Consider the following 25,128-nt stretch of genomic DNA (forward strand, 5'->3'; position numbering starts at 1 on the left):
TTTTTCCTGCGCTAATCAGCGCCGACGCGGCTGGCGCTTGCGCTGTTCTTCGTCGGTGGGGATCGGTACCGGTTGCAATGGCGGTGGTACCAGGCCAAGGGCGACGGCAAGGTCGTGGAGCCAGTTGTACATGCGCTTGTTCATAGTGCCCCCTTCACGGGTCAGCCTTGCGGCAAATCAGTCCTGCGATGCTTCATACAGATCATAGTCCCATGTTCTGTATATCGCCTGCGTCTAGCCTTACAGATATGGGCGATTTTGCCGCAGATCAAGCGGAAACGCCGTACTCCGACAGCCGGTTTACTGTTTCACCTTGTTGCAGGTCGATCCAGGCCTGCAAATTCGCCCCGCACATGCCCTGGCGCCACATCAACCAGGTCTCGGCATGATCGAACGGCGCCTGCAGCGGATGCGCGCTGACCCGCTCGCGCCCCGGCAGGCTGTCGAGCATCGAACGCGACATCATCGCCACCCCGGCACCGGCGATCACACACGCCAGCATGCCCTGGTACGACTCGATCTCCATCACCCGCCCCATGGCCGTGTGGTCGTGCGCGTACCAAGCCTCCAGACGCATGCGGTAGGCACACCCCTGACGGAACGTGAATACCGAACGCCCGGCCACATCACGCGCGCTATGCACAGGCGGGTGCTCGGGGCTGGTGATCAGCACCAGTTGCTCCTCGCACAAGGGCACGCCATCGAGCCCGGCCAGCCCCGGCGGGCCATCCACCAGGGCGGCGTCCAGGCGGCGCTCGAGCAGGCCCTGCAACAGCTCGCCGCTGGGCGCGGCCTGCACCTGCAGGTTCACTGCCGGATAGGCCTGATGGTAGCGCGCAAGCAACGCCGGAAGCTGGATGGCCGCGGTGCTGTACATGGTCCCGATGATGAAGTCCCCAGCTGGCTGACCGCCCTGCACCGCCGCCATGGCTTCATCGCGCAGTACCGAAAGCCTGTGCGCATAGTCCAGCAACACTTTGCCGGCCGGCGACAGTTGCAAGCGCTGACGCTCGCGCAGGAACAACTCCACGCCCAGCTGCTCCTCGAGCTGACGCAGGCGCGTCGACAGGTTCGACGGCACCCGGTGCAGGCGCTCGGCGGCGCGAGTCACTGAACCCTCCTCGGCGACGGCCTGGAAGATTCGCAATTGGCTGAAGTCCACGACATTCTCCAAAACAGAACAACTTGATCATCATTATTCAATTTTATTGAAAGTCAAGAACCCCTACCCTGCCATCCATCGCTTACCACTGCGCAGGAGTCTTCCCATGTCGCCCTTACTGCAACTGCTGGCCAGTGCTGTCGCACTGATGATGGCCATGGGCATCGGCCGCTTCGCCCTGACCCCGCAGATGCCCCGCCTGATTGCCGAGGGCCAGTTCGACCTGACCGCAGGCGGCCTGGTGGCCGCTGCCAACTATCTCGGCTATTTCATCGGCGCCGTGGACGGTATGTTCGCCCGCCACCCGCACCAGGTGCGCCTGCGCCTGCATGCCGGGCTGTGGTTGTGCGTGCTGCTGACCCTGGCCTCCTGGGCTGCCAATGGATTCTGGAGCCACCTGCTGCTGCGCTTCGGCACCGGTGTGGCAAGCGCCTGGGCATTGGTGATGCTGACCAGCCTCAGCCAGCACGTGGCCAGCAGCCATGGTCGGGCGCGACTCGGCGCATTGGTGTTTGCAGGCCCAGGCGTGGGGATCGCCATCACCGGTTTCCTCGCGCTCGGTGCGCACCTGCTCAGCCTCGATTCGGCCGCGTTGTGGCTGATGTACTCGGTGGCCGCGCTGGTGATGCTGCTGGCCGTGCTGCCGTGGCTGCCCCGCGCCCACCTGCTGACGCCTGCGACCACTAACGCACCGGCACAGGCTCATTCACACCAGCGCGGCATAGCTTGTCTGGCGGTGGTCTATGCGCTGTACGGCATTGGCTACATCCTGCCGGCCACCTTTCTGTCGCAGATGGCCAGCCAGCAATTCCAGGGGCAGTGGCTTGCCGACCTGTTCTGGCCCGGCTTCGGCCTTGCCGCAGCGCTTGGCGTGGTGATCGTCAGCCTGCGCGGCCCGGGTCGCACCAGCGTCTGGCTGACCGCCACACTCTGGCTGCAAGCCTTGGGCGTGCTGGCCTGCCTGCTGGGTGGCGGTATCGGACTGGGGCTCGGGGTACTGCTGTGCGGTGCGCCGTTCCTGGCCTGCATGCAGTTGGTGATGCAGCGTTCGCGAGAGCTCGCGCCCCACGCCACACAACGCAACGCCGGCCTGCTGACCGCCTGCTTCGCCCTCGGCCAACTCAGCGGACCCTTGCTGGCCGCGCTGAGCAACCACTTCAGCGGCGGGCTGCAACCCGCACTGTTGCTGGCGGCTGCGGGGCTGGGGGTCGCCGGGTTGCTGGTGGCGACAAGCAGATCGGATCAACGCGCCGCCGAGCAACTGGCGACCAGCGTGTAGGAACAACTGTCTTGCTCAAAATCTAAAGACCAGCCCAATCCCTGTGGAAGCGGCCTTGCCCGCGAACACGGGCGTAGCCCGTGCCAGGGCAGCGCGATATCTTCTTCGCGGGCAAGCCCGCCCCTACAGGTCGAGGCGGCTTCATAGCCGGGCTGTGGCCTCAATGCACCGAGTTACGCCCAACCTCCAGGTCGTTCAGCAACGCCTTGGCCATCGCGCTCAGGTAGTGCAGCGCGGTGATGCTCACCGGGTCCACCTGTTCCTGCTCGCTCAACTCCCGGACACAGCCAAGGATCACCGACACTTCTTCCAGCACCCGCTCGAAAGGAATGCCAGGCTGTACGCGGTACATGTCCAGGAAAGTCGCCACACCAGCGGTGGTGTAGCCATTGGATAAGTCAGTCATGGTCACGTCTCCTCACTGTGGTGTGGGGAACGTGCGTAAGGCGGGGTGGATCGGGGACGAGCTTTTTCATGGGGTCAAATCTCACGTCTGGTCAGAGATATCACCACCCCACTCTTTCTCACGGAGTTAGGGTGGCAACCGTGCACGGAGTGAGAAACCGAGGACGTGAGAGCCCGGCCGGGCCGAAGCCCGTCCGCACACGGCTGCCATAAAGAAGTGCCGCTGCCACGTCGTCGGGTTTCTCACGCCCGGTCGCCAAATGACGACCCGGCGAAGTTATCCCTGACGCATTTCCACGACAATTAAGACGCTTCCGCAAGCCGCGTAGGATAGATCCTAACGACTCAAAACCTGACACCGGCGCCCGAGAATTAGGAAAAATCAGACACGCTACAGCCCACCTTACCCCACCACCCGGCGCAACTGCCGCCGCACCCAAGGCTCGGCACTCACCAGCACCACACCACCGAGCACCATCACCGCCCCCACCACGAAGTTCACGCTCAGCGGCTCATCCAGCAACAGCACCCCGAACGTCACCCCGAACAACGGCGTGATGAACGAAAACACCGCCAGGTTCGACGCCAGGTACTGGCGCAGCAACCAGAACCAGGTCAGGTAACTGAAGAACGACACCACCAAACCCTGAAACAGCACGCTGCCCAGTGCCAACGGCGTGAACGACACCGCACCGATCTGCCCGCTGAACAACGCCATCAGCAGCAAGCCGACGAAGCCCACCATCAACTGGTAGAACAGCGTCAAGGTCGCCGGCGCCTCCGATAGCCGCGAAGCCCGCACCACCACCGTGGTCGCACCCCACATCAGCCCCGCCAGCACCGCCATGGCATCGCCGAGCAGCACCCGCCCATCGAGTTGATCCAGCGACAGCCCGCCCGCAAAGGCCAGGGCGATCCCGGCAAACGCCAGCGCAATCCCCAGCCACTGCAACAAACGCAGGCGCTCGCTGGGCAACATGAAGTGCAGCCCCAGCGCGGTGAACACTGGGGCCGTATAGAGAAATACCGACATATGCGCCGCCGAGGTCAGCTTCAGCCCCTCGGCGATGAACAGAAACTCCAGCCCGAACAACGCCCCGGCCAGCAAACCCGCGCGCCAGGTGCTGCCCAACTGCGCCCAGCCGCCTCGCCAGCACATCAGCAGCCCGACCAGCACCGCAGCGACACCGGAGCGAAACGCCGCCTGCATCACCGGCGCGATATCCACGGCAGCCCATTTGATCATCACCTGCTGGGAGCCCCAGATCAGGCACAACCCCAGCATCACCTGCAGGGCAAAGGCGTCGGTGCTCTTGCGGGCCGCGCTCATGGGCGGGCCTCGTAGCGGGTCAGGGGCATGGGCAACGCTCAGCAGTCAGAAAATGGAACCATTACCGATTATCGGCGCGCCCGCCCCGCCGATACCAGCCTAAATCGCGCCCGGTGTGATCTGCGGCTTGCTCGAGACCTGATCGAAGGTGGACTCATTCAGCGCATCTGCCTGCTGATCCAGCTTCAAGCGTGGGCTGTCCGCTCCTGGAATCGCGCTGTCGATGAGGCTGAGCAGGCGCGAGCCGCGCTCGGTGAGCACAAAGTTCTCACCGTTGCCGCCATCTTCTTCAGGACGGCTCTTGATGAACCCGCCCTTGAGCAACAGCTTTTCGTAATCACAGGCGCGGGTTTTCAGCTGATCCAGATCGCCCACCGGCTGGCCTTTGGCGGCCATCGCCGCAGCATGCTGCTCGGCGTAGGGGCGTGGCGTGAAGCTTTGACCGGCGCCGTTCTGCACCTCGTGCAGCAAGCGTTCGATCAGGTCCCAGTCGTAGGTGCTCATGGCAGTGGCCTCTTGCTGTGGACGGTGGGTACACAGCATGGGACCGGAGGCGTTGGAGGTCCGTTCAAATCATTGACAGTACACGGTTGGAACCGGCTCGGGGCCTGCGAACAGGTATCTACGGCACTTCAAACCTGCTCACGGGTTACAGCTCCCCCGAACTCGAGACAAGTCTTGTCTCCAGAAACCTCAAAACAAATCAACGCGGCTCATCTGAGCTGTGCTGAATAGCCGACAGCTGCGCCAGCCGCGTTCGGGCGCAAGACCGAGCAGACAGGCGATGCGGCGACGCCACAACTGCCGCTCTTCGACGAGGCAGAAAGCCTGGCCGAGCCCTTGGATGAGGCCGGCGACGAAGAAGTCGTTGCACCGACCAAGCGCCGTGGCAAACGTAAGCCACTGCCGGCTGATTTGCCGCGTATCGAAGTTGTCCACGAACTGTCCGAGCATGAACTGACCTGCGCTTGCGGCTGCCGCAAACATGCCATCGGAGAAGAAGTCAGCGAACAGCTTGAAATCGTCCCGATGCAGATTCGCGTCATCAAGCATGTGCGCAAGGTATACAGCTGCCGGGACTGCGAGTCAGCGCCCGTGACGGCAGGCAAGCCTGCCCAGGTGATCGAGAAGAGCATGGCTAGCCCGAGTGTGCTGGCCATGCTGCTCACCACCAAATACGTAGACGGCTTGCCGCTTCATCGCTTCGAAAAAGTGTTGGGGCGCCACGGTGTCGATATCCCGCGCCAAACCTTGGCACGCTGGGTGATTCAATGCAGCGAGCATTTCCAACCGCTGCTGAATCTGATGCGCGAAAGCCTGTTGAGCAGTCGGATCATCCACTGTGACGAAACACGTGTGCAGGTGTTGAAAGAGCCGGGTCGTGAGCCCAGCAGCCAATCCTGGATGTGGGTACAAACCGGCGGCCCACCTGATCGCCCGGTGATCCTTTTCGACTACGCCACCAGCCGAGCGCAGGAGGTGCCGACGCGCCTGTTGGATGGCTATCGCGGCTATGTCATGACCGACGACTACGCCGGTTACAACGCGTTGGCCGCGCAGGACGGCGTGGAGCGATTGGGCTGTTGGGCGCACGCACGCCGCAAGTTCGTCGAAGCGCAGAAAGTGCAGCCCAAGGGTAAAACCGGGCGCGCAGACATCGCCCTGAATTTGATCAACAAGCTGTATGGCATCGAGCGCGACCTTAAGGGCGGCAGCGATGAAGATCGTAAGGCTGCCCGCATGGAGCGCAGCCTGCCACTGCTGGCTCAACTGAAAAGCTGGGTAGAGAAAACGCAACCTCAGGTCACGACGCAGAATGCCTTGGGCAAGGGCATCGGCTACTTGGCCAGCAACTGGAGCAAGTTGGAACGCTACGTCGAGCACGGCTGCTTACCGATCGACAACAACGCAGCCGAGCGAGCGATCCGCCCGTTTGTCATCGGCAGAAAGAACTGGTTGTTCAGTGACACGCCCAAAGGTGCCACTGCCAGCGCACAACTTTACAGCTTGGTAGAAACGGCCAAAGCCAACGGCCAAGAACCCTATGCGTGGCTGCGCCACGCACTGGAACGCTTGCCGCATGCCGCCTCAGTGGAAGACTACGAAGCGCTGCTGCCGTGGAATTGCACACCTCAAATACATAGCTGAGTGCTCTGCCCATCGTTGGTTAGGTGGGGTTCATGGAGCGCTTACAGATGATCGCCTGCGCTACCAGTTCGAAGCGATTTCACGCATGCCTATGGAAGAGCAAGAACTGGTACGTGGTCTGCTTGATGCGGTGATTGTTAAACACCAGGTAGCCGGGGCCATTGCCCGTGCAGCAGGGCCAGCGACTAAAGGGAAGGAATAAACGAGCGGCTAAATAAAAGTCGAAAAATCAAAAGTCAGATAAAAAACACCGGCGCGAGGCCGGTGCTGGGTGGGATAGTGTGCTTGGACATGTCAGATCAGCTCGATACGAGACTTTTACAAATCAACATAAGCGTGACAATACCAATTTGACACTACCTCAAAAACATATCGATATCGTCTAGAGCATCCGCAATTTGCCCCGAGATGATATTGTCATCTAGATGTTCACGAAGAGCAATGAGTACTTTTTCTTTATCAAGCTGGCGGTGAATCCTTGCTATATGCCCAAGACAAGTTGCTGCAAGCCCTCTAACATCAGGGCTTTCGTCGCTGAGAAATTCTAAGCATTTATTCTGCACCCATCTCCAATCAGAATCATTTAAAGCAACGAAAACAAGTGCCTCACAAATACTCTTAACATCCCTCGAAGCAAAAGCTTTTTCTAAATCTAGCTTGTTATAAGATTTGGAGTCTTGATAGTTCATTATCGCTTCCCACCAGTAAGAATATTACCTTTACGATCAGCCATACCGGCCTGTTGCAGGGCTTTTTGCATGTCTGGATGCAAGTCACTCCAAGAGCGGACATGGCCGTGATAAGTCGTATCTAGCGTTTTGTCAAAAACAACAAATTCTTTAGAATCGTAGTCAATTCCGACTCGGCGAGGGGATGTTGGTTTAACTTGAATCGAAAAATCTAGCGCTTCTTGACCATTAACCGGAGCACGACTCTTAACTGCATTATCGACTTTCCCGTGGTAGGGAGCAGCTTCATAGTCCAATCGGCGCATGGCGCCTGCACTTTCACCGGCAGCTCCTGTCGCTTTTGCACCAACCCCACCATACAGCCCAGCCATATTAAGCGCTAGGGTAGCCGCCGCCAACAACCGCTCCCCCGTCTCCGGCACCTCCCCCGTGATCGGATTCGACGCCCCGGCCGTAACCAGCAGCTGGCAACCCGCGCCAACCAGCCCCAGCCCGCCACAGCCCTCCGCATACACCGACGCTAGCCACTGCTTCGCCTCGACCGCCCGGCGCTCCTGCACCATCAGGTTCTTCTGCTTTGCGCCTGCAGCTTCCGCATCGCTGACGGCTACCAGCTTCCACTCCTTGCCCGCGGCCGTCTCAACAACTTCATGGCTCACACGGCAATAACCATTGGCGGTCGCGCATGGAACGAGGTCGCCGGGTTTGTGCGTTAGCGAAATATCCGGCCCCATGTCAGAGGCGACGGCCACCGTCTCATGCTCAAGCACGCTCTCGCCCAGCTTGCGCAACTCACCAATCTTGTCCGCCAGAGCCTGGCAAGCACCGGAACTGCCAGCACCTCCCGGGCATTCCTGGGCGAACTGACGTTCCTTCTGCACGAGGTACATTCGCCCGTCCAGGGTTAGGTGGTTGTTCTCCACCGCATTCTTGCCTGCCTGAGCCCCCGCCAACGCGCCGCTGCCATCCCCTCCTGCCACGGCCCCCGCCAGACCAGAGGCCAAGGTCGCAAGCGCTGAAACGGTCTGTTTCTCCTCCTCGCTCAACTCACTTGGCGGCTTGCCTGGATACAGACGGGTAGCGATCAGCTCCCCTGTCACAGCACCCGCCGCACCCGCCGCCGCACCGCTCCCCTGGACCTGTGCGACCAGCGCACCCAGCACCGCATGGGCCATCAGCCGCGCGGCATCGTTGTCACCGGCCACCTGCTTGATCTGTTGCGCCAGATACGGCGCCGAAGCACCAGCCAGCGCGCCGGCCAGGTTGCCGCCAGCCAAACCTTGTAGCGCCGCCGTAACCGCCTGCGCGGCACGCTGCAGATCGCTGCCGGTACCGTAACGTTGCATAGCGTCCTGGTAGACACTGCTGTGGCGGACCTTCTCGGCATAGTCGCTTGCCGACTCGCTACCACGCTCACCCACGGCCCGCTTGCCCGCTTCGAAGGCGCGCAGATCGCCTTCAGTGCGGATAATGTCCATTGCCTGGCTGCCGATTTCGCCGATCAACTGCACGGTGCGCAGACGGCGCTGCTCCTTCTCCTTGTCGAAGATCGGGCTGATGCTCCCGTTGGCACTGGCCGGATCGCGGCTGAGGGCCGCCAGGTCCTGCTGCTGGCTAGCCGGATCGCGGACGTCGAGCGTACCCTGCGCAACCGCCGAATGCGTGGTGCCGCTGGCGCTGCCACTGCGGTTGATACCCACCGCCATGACGCTGCCCATGTTGCCTTGGAAGGCATCGCCAAACTCGCCGCCGCCACTGAGGCTGAGGTTCTGCCCCTGGGTCTTGAATTCGGCCTTGTTGCGCAGCTCGGTCCAACCCAAGGTTTCGGTACTGAGACGGTTCTTGTCTGGCGTGGCGGTACTGGCAATCACTGCACCGTCGAGCTGGGTATGCTTGCCGACCTCGATGTCGTAACCCCCCTTGCCAGCAAAGAGGCCGCTCTGCTGCTGGACGCTGTCGTAGTTGGAGTGGAGCTTCTGGTGGTTGATGGCCAGGTAGCCACTTCCACCACTGCCGAGGTTCAGGCTCGCTCCGCCCGCTACATCGAGTTGCTTGCTGTCGTAGCGGTCGCTGTCCTGCAGGCTGTGTACCAGCAGGTCACGGCCAATCTTGGCCTGGACCTGCTCGGCGTTGACCTGAGCCCCGGTCAGGCGAGTGTCGCGACCGCTGGCCAGCATGAGGACGTTGCCAGCATCGACGGTGGTCTCGTTCCAGGTGGTGCCATTGCCTTTTTCACCACCGCGCCCGGTATTCGCATTGGCGAAGATACTCAGGTTTGCGCCCGAGTTGCCGAGGCCAAGACTGATACCGACCGCCCCGCCGCCACTCTTGTTCTTGCCGTCGAGGGTTTGGGTATTGGCAGCGGCGCGCAGGTCGACATCACGATTGGCTGCCATCAGCAAGTCCTTGCCAGACTTGAGCTGGCTACCCTGGACAAGGATGTCGCCCTCGGTGCCCAGGGCGCCGTTGCCGCTGGCGACGATGCTGAGGTTGTTGCCTGCCGTGACGCTGCTGCCCTGACTGATGAACTGTTCAGAACGCTGGCTGGAGCTGGACTTCTGCGCGCCCACCGACAGCGCTATACCAACGAATTCACCCTGTTGTGCACCCGACTTCAAGGCTTCTGCGGCTTGCATGGCCTGGAAACCGGACAGGCCGGCCTTGATACCCTGCAACGCGCTGAGGCGGCTGTCGCTTTCGCTGCGGGTAGCCTGGGTATTCTGGTAGGTGGTATTGATGGCGCTGCCCACAGCGCCCGAGAGGGCCAGGGTCAAGCCGGTCTTGCTGCTTTTGTGCGCTTCTTCGCTGGTGCTGTGCCCCTGCGCAGCTTCGATGCTGACATTCTGCGCCAGCAGGCTCACGTCCTTGCCGGCCACCACGTCAGAGCTGCGAATCGACAAGTCCTTGCCAGCTTGCACCTGCATATCGCCAAGGATGCTCCCCACCGTACTGCCCCGGTGGCTGGTGGTGTTGGTGTCTTTGGTCGAACTGTTCTTTGCCGTTCCCAGGGTGACACCAATGCCGCCCGAGCTCATCAGGCCGGATTTAGTGCGAGTTTGGCTGCTGTGGGACGCCAAGGTCTCGACAGCGGTGTCGATACGCACATCATTGGCCGCTGTGAGCGTGGTCTTCTCGGTGGACACCACGTTGGCCGCAGACAGGCTGATATCCCGCCCGGCCTGGACCAAGGTGGTATTGCCACTGAGGGTCGATCCTTCGACCACGGCATAGGTGGTCGATTGGCTGTTGGCCTTGCTGGTCGTGGACAGGCCGAGCCCACCGCTCTTGGATTTGGCCGATGCACTGGCATGTGTGCTTTCGCCTGCCAGCAGTTTGACGTCGCGTCCGGCAGTGACAGCCAGCTCACCTTTGTCGGCGATGACCTGCGAGGCCTGGATGTTGGCATCTCGCGCGGCCACCAGATCGACGCTCTTGCCCCCCTGGATCACCGACGAGACCACCACACTGGACTCGCTCTCGCTCATCCGGCTGCTGCGACGCCCGAACGAGCCTTTCTTCTGTTGTGCAAAATAGGCGTGGCTAACTTCCTGCCCAGCCAGCACATTCACATCGTTGCCGGCGTAGAGATAGGCACTGTCCTTGGCCAGCAGGCCGCTGGCGAGCAGGTTGACGTCTTGGCCAGCGGACACGCCAAGGCTACCGCCGGCACTCAGACTCGCGCCAACCAGGCTGCTCTGCTCGTCAAGCTTCTGGGTTTTCTTGCGACCGCGCTTGGAAGCGCTCTCGACGCTGTGCAGGTCCTCACCGGCAATCAGGTTGATATCGCCCTCAGCCCTGGCCTGCAACTGCTGCTCGGCATGCGCGCCGCTGGCGACAATATTGATGTCTCGACCCGCCTGCAGCGCAACACCTCCTCCCGCCGTCACACGCGATCCCAATTGCCTCACCGTCTCCTCGGTACGCAATCCACCGCGAATCGCTTGCAGGCTCAGGGTGCGGTCCTCGACCGCCAGCAGGTTGATGTCGCCGCCGGCCTTCGCCGTAAGATCACCACCGCTTTCGAGGCGGGCTTTGTTGGTCAGGTCGCCGGCTGCGTCAAAGGTCAGGCTGTCGCGGGCGCTGATCACGCTACCGACGTCAACACGCGTGGCGCGCCCCGAGCCGACCGAGACTTCGGTGGCGGTGCGGTCGTTGACGATGTCGCCGGTCAGCGACACCAGGCTGACCTGGTTGCCGCGGATCTCGCCAGCCAGCGCGTTGCGGATGCTGTCCTGGGCCATGAGGCCCAGGCGTTGATTGGCCTGTACCAGGCCGCCCTGGTACAAGCTGCCGCCCACGGCGGCACTGAGGTCGTTGCTGGCGCGCAGGGTGCCGACGCTCCTCAGGTCGCCGCCGGTCACCAGATTGAGGTCGCGGCCTTGCATCAGGGAGCCGCCACGCAGGTTGCGCGCGTCGACCTTGGCCAGATACAGCACTGGCGCCAGCACGGTCTGACCATCGACCACGCGCGACTCCATCCACACGATATCGTGGGTCAAGGCGGCTACCTGCTGCGCCGTCAGGCCTACGCCCAGGCTAAGGCCCAGGGCGTCCTTGCTGGCCACCGCGTTGTCCATCAGGTACTTGAACTGGTCGTAGTCGCTGTTCAGGCCATCAGCGAGGAAACGCTGACCGGTCTGGGCACGCACGGCCTCGGCGATCAGGCGGGTTTCATAGCGGCCGTCGCCAAGCCGGCGGGCCGCCTGGTCGGGATCGAAACCGAGATTGCCGAGCAGGTAGCTGGAGGCCATGAAGCGGCTGGGGTCGGTGAGCTCAGGGTTGGTCTCGATCAGGTAGCTGGAAGCCGGGTTGCGGCTACGCACGAAGAGGCCGTAGTCGCCCTGGGGGAGACGGAAGCCCGGCAGAACGGTGGGGTCGATGCTGACGAAGGGTGCTCCGCTGAAATCGACCGGAATGAAGCTGACTTGGGTGGTGCCGTCGGCGGCAATGGTTTCGACGCGTTTGACGTCCTTCAACGGGCCGGGGTCGCCCGCCTGGGTCCCGAGGGTGACACGTACCTCGCCTGCCTCAACTGCTGCGCTGTCCAGGGCCTTACCGGTGAGCTGGGCGTTGGCGTGCGGTTCGAGGGTGCCGTTGACCAATTCACCGCTGACATTGAGCGATAGCGTGCCGCCTGCCTGGACGGTACCAGTGAAGGCAGTGTCGGTGCCCGGCAGTACCCGAGTGTTGCGGCCCAGGTACCGGTACTGAGTGACCGAGGAGGGAATTGGCGCCTGCTGCTCGGGCGGCAAGCCAGCGTTCTGCTTGTTCCAGGCAATGGTGTCAGCCTCGGCGACACGGAATGCGCCCTGGCTCACGCCAAGCAACCAGTAGGTGTCCTCCTCGATGCTGTTGTCGAGGGTCTGGCCGCGATTGTAGAAGTTCTGAGCGCTGGCGCGGAGGTTGCGGTTGGCGGCCAGGAGGCTCTGGCCGTTGATCACGGTGACCGTGTCGAGCAGCAGGTCCTGATTGGCCAGCAGACGCGCGGCCGGCGAGTCGCGCAGCACCGTGCCCTTGTAGGTCGTGGTGACGATATAGGTCGCAGTATGGTGGTCGCCGCTGCAATCAGTGCAGTTGATGCGAATACTACGACCGGTCATGACCTTGTCGGGCTCGAAGTCGGCCTTGGCGTTTTCCAGGGTGGTGACCTTGAGGTCGATGTTGCGCTCGCTCTCGATGCTACCGGAGAGGTTGCGCAAGCTGCCGGCCTTGCCGCCATCAAGGGCGGTGTAGCGCAGGTCACCCTTACTGTAGATGTCGGCGTAGCGGTTGAGCAGGCTGGTGCTGCGCAGGTCAAGATCAGCGCCGGCGAACAGTAGGCTGTCCTGCTGGTTGTCGATCATGCCGTCGACACGTAGGCTGACCTTGCCCTGGGCACCGAGAGTGCCCTGGTTGACGAGGTTGGCGGCGGTGATGTCGAGGGTCGAGGTGCCGGTCAGGCGACCGAGGTTGCTCAGATTTCCCGACAGCGCCAGTACCAGCGGTGCACCGCTGGCAATACGGCCACCTTCCTGAGTCAGGTGACGCGCGTCGATGCGCAGGCCGCGCAAGGCGGAGATCAGGCCTTGGTTGGCCATATCGCCGGTCACCTGCAGGGTCAACTTGCCATCACTGAGAAGCTCCCCCGCGTTGCTCAGTGACTGACCGGCCAGGCGCAGATCACCGGCACTGGCGATCCGCTCACCGGCACTGAGAGCGATACTTTGCAAGCCGCTGATGTCTAGGTTGCCATTGAGATGCCAGGTGCCGATGCCATCGACCGAGCCAAGTGTCCAGGTGGCGTCGCCCAGACCGTTGATCTTGCCCAGGGCGCTGCTCAAGTGGGCCGCTCGCAGTTGCAACTGGCCCTGGGCAGCATGCTCAAGTGTGCCACCCTGGTTGAGCAGGCTCGGCACCTGCAGCAGCAGATCGGTGCTGGCACTGGCGACGCGCCCGCCACGGTTGTCCAACTGTTCATCCAGGACCAGTCGGGTCTGCATACCAGCATGGCTGATCACGCGGCCGCCGCTGCGATTATCCAGGCGTTGTCCATCTACCAGCAGTGCCTGGCTGGCTTCGATCAGGCCATTGCGGTTGACCAGGCGTTGTACGGTCAGTTGCAGGTTGCCATCCAGACTAGTGAGCGCGCCGGCGCTGTTGTCTACATCCGCCGCACCGAGGCGAATGGCACTGGCGACCAGACTGCCCTGCTGGTTGTCCAGGCGTCCCGAGCCCAGCAACAACTCTGCCAGCGCACCGCCGGCGAGCAGCGTGCCCTGCTGGTTACTCAGGGTGCTGGCAGTGACCTTCAGGCCATCGCTGCCGGCCAGTACCTGGCCCTGGTCGCGGTTGTCGAGCCGCTGAGCAGCCAATTCCAGGCGCGTGCCTAGCAATTGGCCGCCCCGGTTGTCGAGCACGCCCTCACCGACGTCAGCCTTCACCTGATGGCCGACCACTACGCCTGCGCGGTTGTCGACGCTGGCAGCGTTGACCGTCACCGCCGCCGCAGCACGCAGCAGGCCCTGTTGGTTGTCCACTGCGCCACGCGCGTCCAGTTGCAGGGCGCCGCTGTCGGCAATCACCTTGCCACCAAGGCCGTTGTCCAAGCGGGCAAGGTCGAGCCCAATGCTCGTACCGAGCACGGTACCGCCCCGGTTGCTCAGAGCACCGCCATCAACCTGCACATGACCACTCGCTTGCAGGGTTCCGTCGCGGTTGTCCAACTGCTGCTCGGCACGCACGCGCATCTGTCCATCGTTGGCGACGATGCGGCCCTGGCGGTTATCGATGCTCTGGGCGCTCAACTCGACAGCCTTGCCGACCAGGGTGCCCTCGCGGTTGTCGAGACGGGAAACGTGCACCTGCTGGCGCGCAGCAGACAGCGTGCCGCCCTGGTTACCCAGGTCAGTGGCATCAAGGTTCAGTTGGCCCTCACTGGCGACCAGGCCTTTACCGGCGTTGTTCAGCTCGGCAGCCGAAACCCTCAGTCCCTGCACGCCGATCACCTGCCCGCCGCGGTTGTCGAGCAGGCCAGCGGTGGTCACCGTCGCACTGCCCTGACTGTTCAGGGCGCCGCCGTCGCGGTTGTCGACGCTGACGCTATTGACCTCCAGCGTCTGTGCCGCGAGCACCTTGCCCTTGCGATTGTCCAGGTGCATGACGCTGGTCCGCTGGCGCTCGCCCTGCAGCGCACCACCGCGATTGTCGAAGGTCTGGGCGACAGTGACGCTCAGGTCGCGGCCAGCGACAATCTGGCCGCTATTGGTCATGTTCTGGCTGAACAGGCTGACATCGCCGCGTCCGTTGCGGCTGTTGTCGGGCTCCACACCCGCCTCGATCACGCCGCTGTTGCTCAGGTGTCCAGCTTCGAGACGGACCTGCCCACTCGCCGCCAAGCTCTGCCGATTGGCCAACTCGCTAGCACTGCGCAGGTCGACATCACCTGCGGCATAGGTCTTACCGCCCAATTCGAGCTGCGCAGCCTTGACCGTCAGGTTGCCGGTGCTGCTAGCCTGGGTCATTGTCACCTTGCCGTTGGCGTCGAGCTGAAGGTCGCCTCCCGACGCCGCGACATCACCCGCCAGGCGCACCCCCACCCCCGCCTCGGTCCCCACCAGCTTGATAGCCCCAGCGTACATGCCACCCAAGGCGCTGGAGTCGATGGCCAACTGCGGCTTGGCGCTGCCGTCGTCGGCCCGCGCCGTCGCGGCCAGGGTCTGGGCATCGACATCGTTGCGCCCGGCGATGATCGCCAGCTGGCGCGCCTGGATCTCGGCGTTGACTTTGGCGCTGCGGGTGATGATCTCGAAACGGTCGACGTTACCGGCATTGAGCCCTGCGCCTTCGATGGTCACGCTGCCCTGGTCGACCTGGTAACGGCTCAACTGGCCGTTGTCGATCACGGGCTTGCCGGTGCTCAGGGTCACCTGGGGCGTATTGATGAAGCCGCAGCCATTGCAGGTGATGCCATGCGGGTTGGCGACGATGACGCGGGCCGACTGCCCCGCTACTTCGGTATAGCCGCGCAGCTGGCTGGGGTTGGCGCCGTTGACCTCGTTGAGGATGGTGCTGGCGGCTGCCCCTTGCAGGTTGGGGTTGCCGAGGATGATGCCGCCCAGTTGCGTGGCCTGGGTACGCTCGGTGGCGTTGTTGAGGATCAGGCCCTGCTGGCCGACGTTGTAGTCGCTGAACTGGTTGTGCGACAGGCCCCTGCCGTTGGGTGCGGCGATGTTGACGATCGGTACGCCGTTGCCCGCCTGGCCGAGGCTGGTGCCCGGCGCACTGACCGCAACGCCTTCGGCGGCTTGGGCCCACAGCGGTTGCCAGAACATGACGTTGGCCAACAGCAGCGCCAGGCCGCGCTTGGGCAGGCCGCAGAAGTGCTCGCGCGGCTGCAGGCGGGCGGAAGGCTGGCGGGCGAGGAAGGCGAAGCGGCGAACGTCCATGTGCTATCTCCTGAATCAGTAGGTCAGATGAACAAGTCCAGGCGGAAGTACACTGGGCGTTCCTTGTCGGGTAGCGCCTCTGGGCGCTCCAGGCTATGGGCGAAGGTCACGCTGGCCGCCAGGTGCTGGCCGCGAGCGAACAGCTCGAAGGCGTGACTGCTGGCCCGGCCATGGCGGTCGCCGTTGTAGCGATCGTTGCGGATCACGCCAACGTCGTAACCCAGGCCCATGCCGTACTCGGCCAGCACCGGGCGCAGGGCGGCCCAGGTGACCGGGCGAGTCCAGCGCAGGTCGTTACGCCAGTACGCGCCACTGTCGCCCGACAACGACTGGTCCTTGAGACCGCGCACCGAGGCCTCGCCACCCAGGCTAATGCGCTGCGGGCTGAACAGCACGTCCTCGCTGCGCTGACCGGTGGCCAGGCTGCTGAAGCTCAGGCGCTCGCCCAGCACCTCGAAGCCCTGCACGTAGCTGACGGTGGCGGTGTACTTGCGATAGCGCGCCACCGGTTCGCCGGGGCGCGGGTGGCCGTTGTCCTGAGCGTCGAAGGCACCGATGCCTTCCTGTAGGCCGAGGTCGAGGTTGACGAAGGCATTGCCCAGGCGACGGCCATGGTTGATGCCGAACTGCGCTTCGCTCAGACGGTTACTGCTGCCATCCAGACGACTGTCCTCGATGTAGTTGTTGGTGCGCAGGTGGGCGATGCCGGCACTGAGCGAGGTCTTGCTGGTGGCGTCGCGGTGCACCACGCGCTCGGCACGCAGTTGGTGGTTCTGGCTGTCGCCGCTTTGCCTGAAGCTGAAACCGTTGCCCTGGGCCTGGGCGCGGTACTCGCTTTCGCTGTAGCTGTAGCTGAAGTTCCACCAGCCCCAGGGCAGGTTGTAATAGAGCGCGCCGTTCTTCGAGCCCTGGGTGTGGTCGCTGACCACGTCGTGGCCGCCGCGCAGCACCAGTTGGTCGGCCAGGCCCAGCGGGCTGTCCCACTCAAGGCCCAGGTTCAACTGCTGCTCGCCGGTGCTGCGCTGCCCGCCATTGTTGCGCGACAGCGAAGCGCGCCAGGGTTTCTGCGTCTGGTTGCGCACCAGCACCTGGCTGCCGCCCACGGCCTGGCCGGGGGCCAGCTCCATTTGCGCACGGTTCGACGGCAAGCGGTTGAGCTGGTCGACCATCTGCTCGATTTCACGCAGGTTCAGGCCCTCGCCCGGCGAGCCGGGAAAGGCCATGGCCAACTCGCGCTCGCTCAGGCCACTGTCAGGATCGGCGCGCAGACTCTCCAGGCGCCCTTCGACCACCAGCACCTGCAGATGGCCGGTGGAAAGGTCCTGCTGCGGCAGGTAGGCACGGCTGGTCACCCGGCCACGGTCCAGATAATGGTTGGTGATGACCTTGAGCAGATCGTTGAGCTGACTGACGCCCAGGCACTGGCCAATGAACGGCGCCAACAGGCGCTCGCGTTCGCCCGGGGAAAGGCTGTCGGCGCCCTTCAGGGTAATGGTGCGGATGGTGAAGCAGCGGGTGTCTTCTCGCGACGGTGCCTCTACCTGCCCGGCGTCTTTGCCCGGCAGGGCGCGCAACTCGTCGAGGCGGCGTTGCTGTTCTTCGAGCAGACGGTTCTGGCGTTCGCGGATCAGGTCCTGGTCGCCGGGCGAGGCGGCCTGGGCCTGGACGTGGCAGAAACTCAGAAACAGTGCACAGAGGGCCCATCCTTGCGCGTGCGATCTATCAAGCGACATACCTTTCCCTGGAGCATGGCAAATTGGTGGGCGATGCTATTGCGCAATCACTACAAGGGCAATTGCCCAAAATCTGAAAATTTTAATGGTGCGAGGATGCCCCATCGCCCAAAAAACCGAGCAAACGCTCAAGGACAAGCCTTGTGGCTGAATCGTTACAGGCCATCGATGGTATGAACTTTCAGCGCCCGTCAAACCTCAACCGGATACCCCCGCCATGAGGCCAAGCTCATGAACACCCTGTGCCGCATCACCCTCTTCGCCAGCCTGTCCTGCGCCCTGCCCGCTTGGGCCTGCACACCGGAAGAAGCCACGCAAAAGCGCGAGGAGCTGGCCAAGCTGGTGACTCAACTGACCGAGCAGAACCCGCAGAAGGCCAAGGAGATCAACGACGAACTCCAGGGCATGGAGCTAGGGACTGCGAGCAAGGACTTGCCGGACAAATGCCAGCTGATCGACAAGCGGGTGAAGGAGTTGAAAGAGGCGGAGCAAAAGGCGGGCTGAATCAAGAAGCCTGACGCTCTTTGTGGGAGTGGCAGTTCGGCGCCCCGGCTTGTGCCGCGATCCGACGCGACGCGGCCGCAAACCAGGCCGCCGGGATGTCTCTGGAACACCGCGGTGACTGGGTTGCGGCCGCTTCGCGCCCGATCGCGGCACGAGGCCGCTCCCACAGGGATGGGGGGTTATTCTGCCTTAGGCGTACGCTTTTTCAGCGGTGCCAGGCCATCGGCGCTGGCCAGCGGCGCGTTCGGGCGCGGCTTGGCGGTCGGCTTGCGCTTGGCGGCGGCCTTTTTGTCGCCGGTCTTCTTGTCGACCTTTTTCTTCTTCGCGCCAACCGCCTTGCCCGAAGCCTTGACCTTCTTCGGCCCGCTGTAGGTGCCCTTGACCTCCTTGATGACGCGGCGCTCGAACTGCTGCTTGAGGTAGCGCTCGATGCTCGACATCAGGTTCCAGTCGTTATGGGTGATCAGCGAGATCGCCAGGCCTTCGCCACCGGCGCGGCCGGTACGGCCCACACGGTGCACGTACTCGTCGCCGCTGCGTGGCATGTCGAAGTTGATCACCAGGTCCAGGCCGTCGATGTCCAGGCCACGGGCCGCCACGTCGGTGGCTACCAGCACTTTGGAGCTGCCCTGCTTGAAGCGCTCGATGGCCAGCTTGCGGTCCTTCTGGTCCTTCTCGCCATGCAGGACGAAGGCCTTCACGTCCTTGGCCACCAGGTGACCGTAGATGCGGTCGGCCAGGGCGCGGGTGTTGGTGAAGATGATCGCCTTGTCGAAGGTCTCGTTGGCCAGCAGCCACTGCACGATCGCTTCTTTATGCTGGTCGTGGTCGGCGGTGATGATCTGCTGACGGGTGCCTTCGGCCAGTTGCGAGACGCTGTTGAGCATCAGGTGCTCAGGGTCTTTCAATACCTTGCCGATGATGTCGCGCAGCGCTGCACCGCCGGTGGTGGCGGAGAACAGCAGGGTCTGCTCGCGGTTCTGGCACTCCTTGCACAGGCGCTCCATGTCTTCGGCAAAGCCCATGTCGAGCATGCGGTCGGCTTCGTCGAGGATCATCACCTGCACGTGCGAGAGGTCGAGGTTGCCCGCGTTGAGGTGCTCGAGCAGACGGCCCGGGGTGCCGATCAGCACGTCCGGCACCTTGCGCAGCATCGCGGCCTGCTCCTTGAAGTCTTCACCGCCGGTAACCAGGCCAGACTTGATGTAGGTGAACTGCGAGAACAGCTGCACCTGCTTGAGGGTCTGCTGGGCCAGCTCGCGGGTCGGCAGCAGGATCAGCGCACGGATCTCGACCCGCGGCCCGCTCAGGTCGACCAGGCGGTTGAGCAGCGGCAGCACGAAGGCTGCGGTCTTGCCGCTGCCGGTCTGCGCCGTGACCCGCAGGTCACGCCCTTGCAGGGCCAGGGGAATGGCCGCCGCCTGCACCGGGGTCGGCTCGACAAATTTAAGCTCGGCCACGGCTTTGAGCAGGCGTTCGTGCAGGGCGAATTGGGAAAACACGGGTGTACCTCAGACAGATGCGGACAATTCGGTTGCATAGGGTAACGTTTTCCGTGGCCAGAGCCGAGTTTCTTTTGGCACCATCAGCGACTTCCGCGCATCGACTGCGCTTCGTTTACTGTGAATATCGGCCTTATCCCATGGACATCCAACGACTCTGGCACGACACCCTCGACCTCTGGGGCGTTCTCGACCAACATCCACTGCTGCACGCGGCCCTCGGCCTTGGCGTGCTGTTGCTGGTATCGCTGCTGGTAGGCCGCGTGGCACGCCTGCTGGTGGTGCACGTCAGCCGTCTGCTGGCCCGTCAGCCCACGCTCCGGTGGCTCGATGACCTGCGCGACAACAAGGTACTGCAGCGCCTGGCGCAGACCACGCCGTCACTGGTGGTGCAGTTCGGCCTGCGCCTGGTGCCGGAGTTGTCCGATACCGCGCAGCATTTCCTGGGCAACCTTGCGCTGGCCTTCACCCTGCTGTTCATGACCCTGGCGGTGTCGTGCCTGCTCGACGCCCTGCTGGACATCTACGCCCGCACCGAACACGCACGCACCCGCTCGATCAAGGGCTATGTGCAACTGGCGAAGATGGCGCTGTGGGTGTTCAGTGCCATCGTCATCGTCGCCACCCTGATCGACCGCTCGCCGCTGTTGCTGCTGTCGGGCCTGGGTGCAATGTCGGCGGTGCTGCTGTTGGTGTACAAGGATACGTTGCTGTCGTTCGTTGCCAGCGTGCAGTTGACCAGCAACGACATGCTGCACGTTGGCGACTGGATCGAGATGCCCCAGGTCGGCGCCGATGGCGATGTGATCGACATCACCCTGCACACGGTCAAGGTGCAGAACTTCGACAAGACCATCGTCTCCGTCCCCACCTGGCGCCTGATGAGCGAGTCGTTCCGCAACTACCGCGGCATGCAGCAGTCCGGCGGGCGGCGCATCAAGCGCAGCCTGTTCATCGACGCCACAGGCGTGCGTTTTCTCACTCAGGAAGAGGAACAACGCCTGGGCGGCGTGCGCCTGCTCGGCGACTACCTGGCGACCAAGCGCAAGGAGCTGCACGACTGGAACGAGGCCCAGGGCCTGGTCGCCGAACTCTCGGCCAACCGCCGCAAGCTGACCAACATCGGCACCTTCCGCGCCTTCGCCCTCGCCTACCTGCAGAACCACCCCGGGGTGCATCCGGACATGACCTGCATGGTTCGCCAGATGGAGACCGGCGCCGAAGGTGTGCCGCTGGAGATCTACTGCTTTACCCGCACCACGGTGTGGGGCGAGTACGAGAGGATCCAGGGGGATATCTTCGATTACCTGCTGGCGGTGTTGCCGGAGTTTGGGTTGAGTTTGTATCAGCAGCCTAGTGGTAGCGATATGCGCTCAGGGCTGGCGGCGCGGGTCGAGCGGATGAGCGAGGCCTAAAAAGCGCTCCCCCTGTGGATGCGGCGGTTCGGCGCCCCGAATTGCCCCGCGAAAGGGCCGCAAAGCGGCCCTCTGCAATGAAAAGCCGCATCCGATAACCAATGGAAGCTCAAACTCTTGGGTTTCCACCTAAAAGCCGCATAGCAACTCGCGCCTCCCTGCCAGTACTTCGCTTGCGCAACGCGTAGCCGCACTTATCGGTTGCCCATTTAAACCGCAAATAATCTGCATGCTGAGCGATCGTGTGCCGAACCATTTGAGCAAGTCCTATGTCAACGACAGAGCCGCGTACAGATAGGGGCGCGCTGGCCTACAGTGCAGAAAGTGCTTTGGACTGATGGGCATCAGACGGCTGCTTTATCAGCCCTGCGCGCGTCCAGTAACTGCCCATCGCGCTCCCCCTTGTTTTTAGAGACTGCGTCCATGGAACACTCAAGCTGCGCCGCTTCGCACGACCGTGCCCTTGACTGGCTGAACTTCTTCCTGGCTGACGTGCGTGACGGACTCGGCCCCTACCTCGCCATCTACCTACTTGCCGTGCACCAGTGGCAGCCGGCGAGCATTGGCCTGGTGATGAGCCTGGCAGGCATTGCTGCACTGGTGGCGCAAACTCCAGCGGGAGCCTTGATTGACCGCACGACAGCCAAACACGCGGTGGTCGTGACCGCCGCCGTGCTGGTGACCGGCAGCTGCCTGCTGCTGCCGTGGATTTCGTCGTTCGCCGGGGTGGCCTTGACCCAGACGATCGGTGCCATAGCAGGCTCGCTGTTCGCTCCGGCGATTGCCGCCATCTCGCTGGGCATCACAGGCCCCAAGGCCTTTACGCGAAGGGTGGGTCGCAACGAGACGTTCAACCATGCGGGCAATGCCTGCTCAGCATTGCTGGCCGGTGGCTTGGCGTATCTGTTCGGCCCGGTGGTGGTGTTCTATCTCATGGCGGTCATGACCGTAGCCAGCATTGTGGCGATGTGGCGTGTGCCAGCAGCCGCCATCGACCACCAGGTGGCTCGCGGCCTTGTCCATGGTCCGGGTTGTGCTGAAAACCTTGCCAGGTTCAGGGTCCTCCTGCACAACCGCACGCTCTTGGTATTCGCTGTGTGCTGCGCTTTATTCCACTTGGCCAACGCGGCGATGCTGCCGCTGGTGAGCCAGAAGCTATCGCAAGTCGACCTGCGCTTGGCCACGCCACTCACATCCGCCTGCATCGTCGCAGCGCAGTTGGTGATGGTGCCGATGGCGCTGCTCGTGGGGGCAAAGGCCGAGACCTGGGGGCGCAGGCCGTTCCTTCTGGCCGGCTTTTTCATCCTACCGCTACGCGGAGCCCTGTACGTTGCGTCCGACAATCCCTTCTGGCTGGTTGGCGTGCAATTGCTAGATGGAATCGGCGCAGGCATCTTCGGAGCATTGTTCCCGATCGTGATCAAGGACTTGACCGAAGGCACCGGGCGCTTCAATTTCAGCCTTGGCGCGCTGACGGCGGTGTTCGGACTGGGCGCTGCGCTCAGCCCTGGGATTGCCGGGCTGGTTGTTCAAGCAGCCGGCTACGATGCGGCATTCCTGACCTTGGCCGGCATTGCCGCGGTCGCCTTTGCAATAGTGCTGATGGCGCTGCCGGAGACTCACCCGCGCGTCGCACCATCGCCCCTGCCTACCCCCGCCGGAAACTAGACGCCTCATGCCTTACAGCGAAAATGCCTCGATCATCTGGACGGTAGCCGCTCTGGCAACCTGCGGTGTCATCCTGCGCCCATGGCGGATCCCGGAATACGTCTGGGCCATGGGCGGTGCGCTGCTACTGACAGGCCTGGGCCTGATCACACCGCGCAGCGCTCTGGCGGCAGTGGCCGAAGGCGGCGACGTGTACCTCTTCCTGATCGGCATGATGGTACTGGCCGAGCTTGCACGCCAGGAGGGGCTGTTCGACTGGCTGGCCCGCTACGCGGTCCGCCACGCCCGAGGTTCGGGGCAAAGGCTGTTCGACCTGGTATTTCTGGTGGGCACGCTGGTCACCGTGTTCCTGTCCAACGATGCAACGGCGGTGGTGTTGACTCCCGCGGTGTATGCGGCGTGCAAGGCTGCCAAGGCCGAGCCCTTGCCCTACCTGTTGATCTGCGCCTTCATCGCCAACGCCGCCAGTTTCGTGCTGCCGATTTCCAACCCGGCCAACCTGGTAGTCTTCGGCAGCCAGATGCCCCCGCTACTGGAGTGGCTGAGGCAGTTCAGCTTGCCATCGCTTGCGGCAATCGCTGTGACCTATCTGGTGCTGCGCCTGACCCAACGCCGGCAGATCCGCCAACCGCTGACCCTGAATGTGGATAACCAGCCGCTGTCTCTGGGTGCCCGTCTGTGCGCAGTGGGCATCGTGCTCACGGCAATTCTGCTGCTGGGGGCCTCAGCGCTGGACCGGGCACTAGGCCTGCCGACCTTCTGTGCCGGCGTGGCAACCACAGCACTGATCCACTTACGCCAGCGGCGTAGCCCGATGCCGGTGCTACGCCATGTGGCGTGGGGTGTGCTGCCGTTGGTGGCGGGCTTGTTCATACTGGTCGAAGCTGTCGCCCAGACCGGCCTGATAGTGCAGCTTGCCCAGGGGCTGGCTGCTCTGGCCGCAGACTCGACGATCAGGGCCAGTTGGGTGGGAGGCGTGGGCGTGGCCATCGCCAGCAACCTGATGAACAACTTGCCGACTGGACTGATAGCCGGGTCCATGGGGTCGCTGGTGGCCCTGCCGCAGCAGGTGACCGCTGCGCTGCTGATCGGCGTCGACCTGGGGCCGAACCTGTCGATTACCGGATCACTGGCCACCCTTCTGTGGTTGGTGGCGATCCGTCGCGAAGGGGCGCATGTCAGCGCCTGGAACTTTTTGCGCCTAGGGGTGCTGGTGATGCCGCCTGCACTTGCAGCAGCACTGCTGGCGCTTTGGGTATGAGTCAGTGCGCACGTGCTCCCAGTCCTGCATGGTTCGCCAGATGCAGACCAGCGCCGTGGGTGTGCCGCTGGAGTTCTGCTGCTTTACCCGCACCACGGTGTGGGCCGAGTACGAACGGATCCAGGAGGATATATTCGATTACCTGCTGGCGGTGTTGCCGGAGTTTGGGTTGAGTCTGTATCAGCAGCCTAGCGGCAGTGATATGCGCTCAGGGCTGGCAGCGCGGGTCGAGCGAATGAGCGAAGTCTGAAGCCCCTGTGGCGAACTTTGCGGGATCAACTGTCTTGTTCCGGCCCAATCCCTGTAGGGGCGGCGGTTCGGCGCCCCGACTTGTCCCGCGAAAGGGCCGCAAAGCGGCCCCCCTGCAATCAAGAACAGCGTCCTATGAACAATGGAATATCAAACCCTATAGTTCACACCTACAGGCCGCATAAGAGTTCGCGCCTGACTTGAAGAGCAATTGCTGCGAAGCCCTTGCCAGTACCTCGCTTGCGTAACGCGTAGTCCTGACTTGCAGAAACATCCTCCCATTGACTCACCGACTCCACGTACCTATGAGTGCCATCGGTGTCAATTTCAAACGCTACGAACCGCTCCGCGTGAGTGAGCAAAAGACCACAAAGGTTTGGCATTCCGGGAAAGTCGACCTCAAGATTGAGTACGATGGTTTCTGACCATCGAATGCCTTTTGACTCGCCATAGTGTTTCAAGGCAACGGGAATTCCTCTGACCAACCACGCTTTGGCCGTTTCCATGAGTCTGTGGGCCACAAGAGTATTTTGCTCTTGCACGTTCAGTTGCCGTTTTTTTAACAGACGGTCAATGTCCACTTCAGTTGCCTCTAAAAATCGTCGCTTTAAGAATGCCGATGACCTAGGCTCTGTATGAAAAACCTTGATAATCGGTGATGCTGCGTTGAAAACAGCCTCGGAATGCTCATTTACAACCCGTAAAGTCGAGCGCGACCCCGGCCGTTCCTCGGCTGTTTTCGCCTTGCCTGACCTTCGTCTCAAGGCTTTTCATACAGACCCTAGGCTCGACAGTGGACGCTGATAACTAGGTTGAGCATTTAGAGGGCGTGTAGTGGTCAACTCATCCCGGACACGGT

15 protein-coding genes and 2 pseudogenes are annotated in these 25,128 nt (G+C 62.7%); 7 read left to right on the top strand and 10 right to left on the bottom strand.

Going from position 1 to position 25,128, the window contains the following annotated elements:
- Window positions 1-15 precede the first annotated feature (15 nt).
- Both HU729_RS25975 and HU729_RS17540 read right to left on the bottom strand, forming a co-directional pair.
- Window positions 16-144, bottom strand: coding sequence for a PA1414 family protein (locus HU729_RS25975; RefSeq protein ID WP_256093825.1), 129 nt, complete (start codon window positions 142-144; stop codon window positions 16-18).
- Window positions 145-268: 124 nt separating this feature from the next.
- Window positions 269-1,162 carry a LysR substrate-binding domain-containing protein gene (locus tag HU729_RS17540; protein ID WP_186711075.1) on the bottom strand — a complete coding sequence of 298 codons (894 nt, stop codon included), beginning with the start codon at window positions 1,160-1,162 and terminating at the stop codon, window positions 269-271.
- Window positions 1,163-1,268: 106 nt separating this feature from the next.
- Between HU729_RS17540 and HU729_RS17545 the strand changes: the two genes are divergently transcribed.
- Entirely contained in the window at window positions 1,269-2,441 is a 1,173-nt protein-coding gene (locus HU729_RS17545) for a YbfB/YjiJ family MFS transporter (RefSeq protein WP_186711076.1), read from the top strand.
- A 160-nt stretch (window positions 2,442-2,601) separates the two neighbouring features.
- Here HU729_RS17545 and HU729_RS17550 read toward each other — a convergent pair whose 3' ends face one another.
- From HU729_RS17550 to HU729_RS17560, 3 genes are all read right to left on the bottom strand, one after another.
- Window positions 2,602-2,847 carry a DUF3077 domain-containing protein gene (locus HU729_RS17550; protein ID WP_125930463.1) on the bottom strand — a complete coding sequence of 82 codons (246 nt, stop codon included), beginning with the start codon at window positions 2,845-2,847 and terminating at the stop codon, window positions 2,602-2,604.
- Window positions 2,848-3,249: 402 nt separating this feature from the next.
- Window positions 3,250-4,176 (bottom strand): DMT family transporter, encoded by a 927-nt coding sequence (locus HU729_RS17555; RefSeq protein ID WP_186711077.1) that lies wholly within the window; start codon window positions 4,174-4,176, stop codon window positions 3,250-3,252.
- 99 nt (window positions 4,177-4,275) lie between these two features.
- Window positions 4,276-4,680 (bottom strand): transcriptional regulator, encoded by a 405-nt coding sequence (locus HU729_RS17560; RefSeq protein ID WP_186711078.1) that lies wholly within the window; start codon window positions 4,678-4,680, stop codon window positions 4,276-4,278.
- 252 nt (window positions 4,681-4,932) lie between these two features.
- Here HU729_RS17560 and HU729_RS17565 point away from each other — a divergent pair.
- A pseudogene (locus HU729_RS17565) lies at window positions 4,933-6,324 on the top strand (IS66 family transposase); the annotation flags it as partial.
- Between the two features lie 356 nt (window positions 6,325-6,680).
- Here the strand turns inward: HU729_RS17565 and HU729_RS17570 are convergent.
- Genes HU729_RS17570 through HU729_RS17580 form a run of 3 tightly spaced genes read right to left on the bottom strand, consistent with a single transcriptional unit; the run spans window position 6,681 to window position 17,670 of the window.
- Window positions 6,681-7,013: a hypothetical protein gene (locus HU729_RS17570; protein ID WP_186711079.1), complete on the bottom strand. Its 333-nt coding sequence runs from the start codon at window positions 7,011-7,013 to the stop codon at window positions 6,681-6,683.
- Complete coding sequence (locus HU729_RS17575) at window positions 7,013-15,937, bottom strand: hemagglutinin repeat-containing protein (protein WP_186711080.1); 8,925 nt, start codon at window positions 15,935-15,937, stop codon at window positions 7,013-7,015. The genes HU729_RS17570 and HU729_RS17575 overlap by 1 nt, the downstream gene beginning before the upstream one ends.
- Before the next feature lie 23 nt (window positions 15,938-15,960).
- Entirely contained in the window at window positions 15,961-17,670 is a 1,710-nt protein-coding gene (locus HU729_RS17580) for a ShlB/FhaC/HecB family hemolysin secretion/activation protein (protein ID WP_186711081.1), read from the bottom strand.
- 231 nt (window positions 17,671-17,901) lie between these two features.
- Between HU729_RS17580 and HU729_RS17585 the strand changes: the two genes are divergently transcribed.
- On the top strand, window positions 17,902-18,174 hold the full coding sequence (locus tag HU729_RS17585; RefSeq protein WP_186711082.1) for a hypothetical protein: 273 nt from the start codon (window positions 17,902-17,904) through the stop codon (window positions 18,172-18,174).
- Between the two features lie 179 nt (window positions 18,175-18,353).
- Here HU729_RS17585 and HU729_RS17590 read toward each other — a convergent pair whose 3' ends face one another.
- Window positions 18,354-19,676 (bottom strand): DEAD/DEAH box helicase, encoded by a 1,323-nt coding sequence (locus HU729_RS17590; RefSeq protein ID WP_186711083.1) that lies wholly within the window; start codon window positions 19,674-19,676, stop codon window positions 18,354-18,356.
- Window positions 19,677-19,816: 140 nt separating this feature from the next.
- Between HU729_RS17590 and HU729_RS17595 the strand changes: the two genes are divergently transcribed.
- The 4 genes and pseudogenes from HU729_RS17595 to HU729_RS17610 all read left to right on the top strand — a co-directional run.
- On the top strand, window positions 19,817-21,091 hold the full coding sequence (locus HU729_RS17595) for a mechanosensitive ion channel family protein (protein ID WP_186711084.1): 1,275 nt from the start codon (window positions 19,817-19,819) through the stop codon (window positions 21,089-21,091).
- A gap of 423 nt (window positions 21,092-21,514) precedes the next feature.
- The gene (locus tag HU729_RS17600) at window positions 21,515-22,759 is read left to right on the top strand and encodes an MFS transporter (protein ID WP_065861474.1); all 1,245 of its coding nucleotides are present in this window, start codon (window positions 21,515-21,517) and stop codon (window positions 22,757-22,759) included.
- A gap of 7 nt (window positions 22,760-22,766) precedes the next feature.
- On the top strand, window positions 22,767-24,020 hold the full coding sequence (locus HU729_RS17605; RefSeq protein WP_186711085.1) for an arsenic transporter: 1,254 nt from the start codon (window positions 22,767-22,769) through the stop codon (window positions 24,018-24,020).
- A 22-nt stretch (window positions 24,021-24,042) separates the two neighbouring features.
- Window positions 24,043-24,270 (top strand): annotated as a pseudogene (locus HU729_RS17610) (mechanosensitive ion channel family protein); the annotation flags it as partial.
- 169 nt (window positions 24,271-24,439) lie between these two features.
- Here HU729_RS17610 and HU729_RS17615 read toward each other — a convergent pair.
- Window positions 24,440-24,850: a hypothetical protein gene (locus HU729_RS17615; RefSeq protein WP_186711086.1), complete on the bottom strand. Its 411-nt coding sequence runs from the start codon at window positions 24,848-24,850 to the stop codon at window positions 24,440-24,442.
- Between the last annotated feature and the right edge of the window lie 278 nt (window positions 24,851-25,128).

The sequence above is a fragment of the Pseudomonas sp. RW10S2 genome, from assembly GCF_014268985.1.
Lineage (GTDB): Bacteria > Pseudomonadota > Gammaproteobacteria > Pseudomonadales > Pseudomonadaceae > Aquipseudomonas > Aquipseudomonas wayambapalatensis.

What these genes read in the sequence shown, in the direction of transcription:
- HU729_RS25975 (WP_256093825.1), bottom strand. Translation starts at nt 144, where the DNA reads ATGAACAAGCGCATGTACAACTGGCTCCACGACCTTGCCGTCGCCCTT.
- HU729_RS17545 (WP_186711076.1), top strand. Translation starts at nt 1,269, where the DNA reads ATGTCGCCCTTACTGCAACTGCTGGCCAGTGCTGTCGCACTGATGATG.
- HU729_RS17550 (WP_125930463.1), bottom strand. Translation starts at nt 2,847, where the DNA reads ATGACTGACTTATCCAATGGCTACACCACCGCTGGTGTGGCGACTTTC.
- HU729_RS17555 (WP_186711077.1), bottom strand. Translation starts at nt 4,176, where the DNA reads ATGAGCGCGGCCCGCAAGAGCACCGACGCCTTTGCCCTGCAGGTGATG.
- HU729_RS17560 (WP_186711078.1), bottom strand. Translation starts at nt 4,680, where the DNA reads ATGAGCACCTACGACTGGGACCTGATCGAACGCTTGCTGCACGAGGTG.
- HU729_RS17570 (WP_186711079.1), bottom strand. Translation starts at nt 7,013, where the DNA reads ATGAACTATCAAGACTCCAAATCTTATAACAAGCTAGATTTAGAAAAA.
- HU729_RS17575 (WP_186711080.1), bottom strand. Translation starts at nt 15,937, where the DNA reads ATGGACGTTCGCCGCTTCGCCTTCCTCGCCCGCCAGCCTTCCGCCCGC.
- HU729_RS17580 (WP_186711081.1), bottom strand. Translation starts at nt 17,670, where the DNA reads ATGTCGCTTGATAGATCGCACGCGCAAGGATGGGCCCTCTGTGCACTG.
- HU729_RS17585 (WP_186711082.1), top strand. Translation starts at nt 17,902, where the DNA reads ATGAACACCCTGTGCCGCATCACCCTCTTCGCCAGCCTGTCCTGCGCC.
- HU729_RS17595 (WP_186711084.1), top strand. Translation starts at nt 19,817, where the DNA reads ATGGACATCCAACGACTCTGGCACGACACCCTCGACCTCTGGGGCGTT.
- HU729_RS17600 (WP_065861474.1), top strand. Translation starts at nt 21,515, where the DNA reads ATGGAACACTCAAGCTGCGCCGCTTCGCACGACCGTGCCCTTGACTGG.
- HU729_RS17605 (WP_186711085.1), top strand. Translation starts at nt 22,767, where the DNA reads ATGCCTTACAGCGAAAATGCCTCGATCATCTGGACGGTAGCCGCTCTG.